This is a genomic window from Elstera sp. (assembly GCF_044372965.1).
Classification (GTDB): Bacteria; Pseudomonadota; Alphaproteobacteria; order Elsterales; family Elsteraceae; genus Elstera.
The window spans coordinates 1-6,016 of record NZ_JBILQX010000204.1; the positions used below are offsets into that span (position 1 = coordinate 1).

The window sequence follows — 6,016 nt, forward strand, 5'->3', positions numbered from 1 at the left end:
CGTTCGCACCCAGCGACGCGCAGGGCGTCATGCTGAAGATGGAGATTTTGATCATCGGTCGAGACGCGCGCGTAGCCGAAGAGCATGGCCCCCTCTTTTCCGGGCAGCAAACCCGTAGCGCTGCCCGATAACTTTACGATGAAATCCTAACCTGATTTCTTTACTATAAAATTGGCAGAACGGCGAGGTGTGTCCGGTATCGGTCCCGTCGGGCAAGAAAACGGACGTTTCCTTGCCCAACCAAAATACTGACAGATAGATCGCGTGATTGATCCAAGCCGTGATCCGTCCAACGGATATCGGAACAACCGGACGAGTGCGCTTCGCCATACAGACGGCGCTTGCTCCCTCCCAGGAGATTTGATACCCACGAAGCAATGTCATTGGTCCGCCCCCTACTTGTGCGTCTGACGCCGCTGCTCCTCAGCCTGACCATCCTGGTTCAGGCTTTGGCTGGTGGGGCTTTGCCGCAGCGACCGACGGGCGGAACCAGTCTTGATGCCGCGCTCGCTGTTCTGTGTACACCTACCGGGGTGCAAGATCATCCTGATGGATCGGCTGTGCCGCATGATCGAAGCTGCTGCCTCCTGCACTGTCGGCTCGATCTAACGGGGGGCACGCCACTTTCGGCGGCGCCCCATGTCGGAATTATTCGCTTTGCCGAAAGGGCCGACGCGCTCGCGGTTGCCGTTCCGGCCCCCTGCGTCCGGCCTGCCTCGAATCACACGCCGCGCGGCCCGCCCGTCGCCTGATACGAAGACTAGGGTTTCACGCCCCCCGCTGTCGCGAGGGTGGCTTTTCCGTCTCGTTTCAGGAAGTTTCCATGTTGAACCGCCGTTCCTTCGCGGGCCTGCTGGCCGCCGCGACGCTTGCCCTGTCCTTCCCGGCTCTGGCCGAACCGATTACCCTGACCGATGCGCTGGGGCGCAGCGTGACCCTCGCTAAACCGGTCGAACGGGTCGCCCTTAACTTTAACTTTGAAGAATTTACTGCCATTGCGGGGAAAGAGGGCTGGCAGAAAGTCGTGGGCATTTCCCGCGCACCGTGGGAAGGCTGGCGCCCGGTGATTTTCGCCCGCTATAGCGCCGTCATCCCCAATCTCGCGGCGATGCCCGATATCGGCCATTCCGACGATGGGACATTCAGCGCCGAAAAGATCATTTCCCTGCGCCCCGATGTGCTGATCATGGCCGAATGGGCCTATCAGACCCAAAAAACGGCCCGCGACCAGATCGAGGCGGCGGGTATTCCCATTGTCGTGATCGACTATAACGCCCAGCTTCTGGACCGGCACGTCGCCTCCACGCTCGCCATCGGCAAGGTGATGGGAACCGAAGCGCGCGCCCAAGAACTCGCCGCCCTCTATAAGACCCAGTATGAAGATATTTTGGCCCGCGTTGCCCGTGCTAAAGGGCCGAAACCGAAGGTCTATGTCGAGCTCGGCCAAGCCGGGGCGGAAACCATCGGCAATACCTATAATGGCACGATGTGGGGGAAGATTCTGACCACGCTGGGGGCGGAAAATATCGCTACCGGCAAAATCCCCGGCCCTTGGGGGCCGCTGGCCGCCGAAGCGGTGATTGCCGAAAATCCCGATGTGATTTTCATGGCCGGATCGTCCTGGGTCGGGCGTCCGAAAGCGGTGCGCACGGGCTATGATACCCCGTTTGAAACCACGCGGGACAGCTTGAAACAGTATCTTGGCCGCCCCGGTTGGGAGGGGTTGAAGGCGGTAAAGGCCAGTCAGGTCCACGCCATCGAGCACGGCCTCTGCCGTACACTGTTCGATTATGTCGCCATGCAGTATATCGCAAAGCAGCTCTATCCCCAGGAATTCGCCGATGTCGACCCGGCGGAAGCCTTTCGGGCCTATCACGCGAAATATCTACCGGTTGCCTATAGCGGCACCTGGATGGCCCGCGTAACCCCGTAACGCTGTCGCCCTGGCGGCGCCCGCTGCCGGGGCCTTCCCTGGGGGAGAAACGCCATGACCACTGCTCTTTCGGTTGCGGCAACCTATCGGCGACTGTCGGCCCGGCGCAACCTCGTGTTGGGGCTGGGCGGCGCGGCCTTATTGCTCAGCCTTATCCTCGACTGCGTCACCGGCCCGGCGTTGTTGCCCGTTCGCGCGGTTGCCGAGGCGATCTTCCGCCTGACGGAAGACCTCACCGTCGATGCCATCGTTTGGCGCATCCGCCTGCCCGCCGCCGTCATGGCGGTACTCGTTGGGGCAGGTTTGGGGCTATCGGGCGGGATCATGCAGACGATCCTGAATAACCCGCTGGCCTCTTGTTACACGCTCGGGATATCGGCGGGGGCCGGGTTCGGGGCGGCGTTGGCGATCGTGCTCGGCCTTCTGCTGCCGGTGCCAGAGGCCTATGCGATCCCACTGACCGCTTTTCTGTTTGCGGGCGTGGCCTGCTATGCAGTCTTCATAATTGGGCGGATGAAGGGGGGCGCGGCCGAGATTCTCGTGCTGGCGGGAATCGCGCTCTTATTTCTATTTCAAGCCCTCCTGTCGCTGCTGCAATTTCTGGCGGCGCCCGAAGCCTTGCAGCAGATCGTCTTCTGGCTGTTCGGGAGTTTGCAGAAGGCGACTTGGCCAAAAACTGGGATCGTCGCCGCCGCCTTCGCCCTCTGCCTGCCGCTTATCGCCCGCGATGTTTGGCGGTTGATGGCGATGACCTTGGGCGATGCACGCGCTGAGGCCTTGGGGGTAAAAGTCGGGCGGCTGCGGCTGCGGGCCTTCGCCCTCATTTCAGTGCTGACGGGGGCATCGGTCGCTTTCGTTGGGACCATTGGTTTCGTTGGGTTGGTCGCCCCCCATATTGCGCGGATGCTGGTGGGGGAAGATCAGCGCGGCTTTCTACCGGCCTCGGCCTTATTTGGGGCGCTCCTGCTCTCCCTTGCGTCCGTCGCCAGTAAGATCGTCATTCCTGGAGCGGTCTTTCCGATTGGCATTGTCACCGCCCTCATCGGCGTCCCGTTTTTCCTCGCCCTTATTTTGCGGTTTCGCGGGAGGGGCGCATGAGCCTGACGGCTAAAAATCTGCGCGTCTTTTACGGAAAACGTCTGACGGTCGATCTACCGGATTTAACCGCTGGGGCGGGGGAAACTCTAACGATCCTCGGCCCGAATGGGTCGGGTAAATCGACCCTGTTGAAGGCCCTCGCGGGGGTTATCCCTGCCGAGGGGCGGGTTGCCCTACAGGGGGTGCCGATCCCATCCGGTGCGCTCGGTTATATGCCGCAGGATAGCGGCCCGTTCAGCGGATTGACCGTCTTGGAAATCGTGCTGCTGGGTCGGATTGGGCGGCTCGGGGCGCGCATCACGCCCGACGATCTTGCCGCCGCCGAAACCGCCCTTGACCAGCTTGGCCTTTTGGCCTTGGCCGACCGCCCGGTTGGCGGGCTCAGCGGCGGTCAGCGCCAATTGGTGTTTCTGGCGCAAACCCTCATTAAGCAACCGCAGATTCTGCTGCTCGATGAGCCAACCAGCGCGCTCGATCTGCGGCACCAACTAACTGTCCTCGACACAGTGCGCCGTATTACCCGCGCCCAGGGCCTCGTGACTGTGATTGTGCTGCACGATCTAACCGCGGCCGCCCGCTTCGGCGACCGTACGGCGCTGCTAAAAGACGGGCGGCTCTGGCAGATCGGCCCGCCCGCCGAGGTCTTGACCCCGGCAAGCCTCGCCATGCTCTATAGCATCGAAACAGAAATTCTAACCGATAGCGCTGGGCATCAGGTTGTCGTGCCCCTGCGCGCCCAAACCCTTGAAAGGAATTCCCCATGCGCTTAATCCTTGCGTCGCTTTTGCTCGCGACCGGCCTTGCCCTCAGCGCTGCCGCGCAGGAAACCCCGGTCACCCTCACTTTCGCGGCCCAGGTCGGCGGCGAGCCCTTCCGGTGCGGCGGTGCTTACGCCGATATCGGCACAACGAAATCAACCGTCACGCCGTCGGACTTCCGGTTTTATGTCTCCGATGTCGCGTTGATCCGCGCCGACGGCACGGAACAGCCGGTCGCGCTGACCCAGGACCAGAAGTGGCAGTATCAAACCGTCGCGCTGCTGGATTTCGAGGATAAAACCGGCCCGTGCAGCAACGGTACCGCCGATACCAATGCAAAGGTGATTGGTTCGGCCCCGGCGGGCGCCTATACGGGCCTGGCCTTTACCCTCGGTGTGCCCTTTGCGCTAAACCATGCCGATGCGACCCTGGCCGCCTCGCCGCTCAATCTCTCCACTCTATTTTGGAATTGGCTCGGCGGGTATAAATTCCTGCGGATCGATATGGATACGTCCGGCGGTGCTCAGGCCGGTAAAGATCGCGGCTTCGTAATTCACCTCGGCTCTACTGCCTGCCAACCCGCCGGGGCGCACGGCGGCGGGATGCCCATGGGCACTGCCGGGGGACATGGCACGCCGAGCGGGGCGGCGATGCAGCCCGCGCAGTCCTGCGCCAACCCCAATCGCGCCCGGGTTGTTCTACCGAGCTTAGATCCCGCCAAACAGGTGATCCTTGCCGACCTCAAAGCGCTGTTATCGGAAACCAATGTCGATGTGAACCAGCCGGAAAGCGCCCTCGGCTGCATGTCGGCGCCGACCGATGGCGACTGCCCCGGCATCTTCCGCGCTCTGGGCCTGCCGGTCGGTGGAAGTGTCGCGCCACAGCGCTTCTTCAGGGCCTCGTAACATGGCGCGGTGGGGACGCGCGGCGGCGGTTGCCGTTCTGCTTCTGACGGGAACAGCGACGGCGGAGACGCCCTGGGTTTGGGATCTTCCCGCCTGGGTTCCACGCCCGCGCGTGCCTGCCGACAATCCGATGACGGTGGAAAAAGTTGCCCTCGGGCGACAACTTTTCTACGACACGCAGCTTTCACTGAAAGGAAAGGGGGCCTGCGCCACCTGCCATATCCAGGCAAAGGCCTTTACCGATGGCCGCCCGGTCGGCATCGGTGTGACGGGGGAGAAGCATGTTCGCAACAGCATGGGGCTTGCCAATGTGGCCTATGTTCCCGTGCTGACCTGGGCCAATCCGCTGCTGCATTCGCTCGAACAGCAAGCCCTCGTGCCGATGTTCGGGGAACATCCGGTGGAACTTGGACTGGCCGGGCAAGAAGAAGCCCTTTTTGCCCGCCTTAACGCCGACCCCCGCTATCCGCCGCTCTTCAAGGCCGCGTTTCCCGCCCAGGACGGCGCCATCAGCCTGCGCTCAATCACACAGGCGTTGGCGAGCTTCCAGCGGAGCATCACGTCGTTTAACAGCCCCTATGATCGCTACCGCTATGGCGGTGAAGCGTCGGCCATCTCCCCCGCTGCGAAACGGGGGGAGGCACTTTTTTTCTCCGAGCGGCTGGAGTGTTTCCATTGTCACGGCGGGATTACCTTCTCCAACGCCGTGACCCATGAGCGCATGGCCTTCGTCGAAGCCGGTTTTCATCAGACCGGGCTTTACAATATTGACGGCAAGGGCAGTTATCCCGCCAACAATCCCGGCGCGGTTGAGGTGACGGGCCAGCCCGTGGATATGGGGCGTTTTCGGACCCCCAGCCTGCGCAATGTTGCCGTGACCGCACCTTATATGCACGACGGCAGCATCCCCACCCTCGACGCCGTGCTTGATCATTACGCGCGCGGCGGACGGGCGAAAAGCACCCAGACCGATCAATTGATCGTTGGTTTTGCCCTCTCAATACAGGAGAGGGCCGACCTCATAGCCTTTCTGCGCAGCTTGACCGATCAACGGCTGCTGACCAACCCAGCCTATGGCCCCCCGGGCACTGGAGTACGGTGATTGCCGCCCCCGATACCGGATCCCGTGACACCTCTCCTAGCCCAAAAACACGGCCCACACCAAGTCACTGCAGCTCCGGCTGTGGGAGGACGGGGCGTCAGGCGGGGATCGATCATGTCCCCAGCAATGATTTGTAAGCGCTGTCTTGCTCACACCTTGGCGGCATAGTTCCACGGCAGCAGGTCGTCGATCTGGCTCTGCTTATGGCCTTTGACGATGG

At 62.2% G+C, this 6,016-nt stretch carries 6 protein-coding genes; all 6 read left to right on the plus strand.

What is annotated here, in order from left to right:
• Positions 1 to 383 precede the first annotated feature (383 nt).
• On the plus strand, positions 384 to 752 hold the full coding sequence (locus tag ACIQ36_RS17660) for a hypothetical protein (protein ID WP_395831750.1): 369 nt from the start codon (positions 384 to 386) through the stop codon (positions 750 to 752).
• A 71-nt stretch (positions 753 to 823) separates the two neighbouring features.
• On the plus strand, positions 824 to 1,933 hold the full coding sequence (locus tag ACIQ36_RS17665; protein ID WP_395831752.1) for an ABC transporter substrate-binding protein: 1,110 nt from the start codon (positions 824 to 826) through the stop codon (positions 1,931 to 1,933).
• A 54-nt stretch (positions 1,934 to 1,987) separates the two neighbouring features.
• Entirely contained in the window at positions 1,988 to 3,031 is a 1,044-nt protein-coding gene (locus ACIQ36_RS17670) for a FecCD family ABC transporter permease (RefSeq protein ID WP_395831754.1), read from the plus strand.
• Positions 3,028 to 3,801, plus strand: coding sequence for an ABC transporter ATP-binding protein (locus ACIQ36_RS17675; RefSeq protein WP_395831756.1), 774 nt, complete (start codon positions 3,028 to 3,030; stop codon positions 3,799 to 3,801). Before ACIQ36_RS17670 ends, ACIQ36_RS17675 begins: the two co-directional genes overlap by 4 nt.
• Entirely contained in the window at positions 3,792 to 4,694 is a 903-nt protein-coding gene (locus tag ACIQ36_RS17680; RefSeq protein WP_395831758.1) for an MbnP family copper-binding protein, read from the plus strand. Before ACIQ36_RS17675 ends, ACIQ36_RS17680 begins: the two co-directional genes overlap by 10 nt.
• A 1-nt stretch (position 4,695) precedes the next feature.
• A complete protein-coding gene (locus ACIQ36_RS17685) occupies positions 4,696 to 5,796 on the plus strand; it encodes an MbnH family di-heme enzyme (protein WP_395831760.1) in 1,101 nt (366 codons plus the stop codon).
• Positions 5,797 to 6,016: the final 220 nt, after the last annotated feature.

What these genes read in the sequence shown, in the direction of transcription:
- ACIQ36_RS17670 (WP_395831754.1), top strand. Translation starts at nt 1,988, where the DNA reads ATGACCACTGCTCTTTCGGTTGCGGCAACCTATCGGCGACTGTCGGCC.
- ACIQ36_RS17665 (WP_395831752.1), top strand. Translation starts at nt 824, where the DNA reads ATGTTGAACCGCCGTTCCTTCGCGGGCCTGCTGGCCGCCGCGACGCTT.
- ACIQ36_RS17685 (WP_395831760.1), top strand. Translation starts at nt 4,696, where the DNA reads ATGGCGCGGTGGGGACGCGCGGCGGCGGTTGCCGTTCTGCTTCTGACG.
- ACIQ36_RS17680 (WP_395831758.1), top strand. Translation starts at nt 3,792, where the DNA reads ATGCGCTTAATCCTTGCGTCGCTTTTGCTCGCGACCGGCCTTGCCCTC.
- ACIQ36_RS17675 (WP_395831756.1), top strand. Translation starts at nt 3,028, where the DNA reads ATGAGCCTGACGGCTAAAAATCTGCGCGTCTTTTACGGAAAACGTCTG.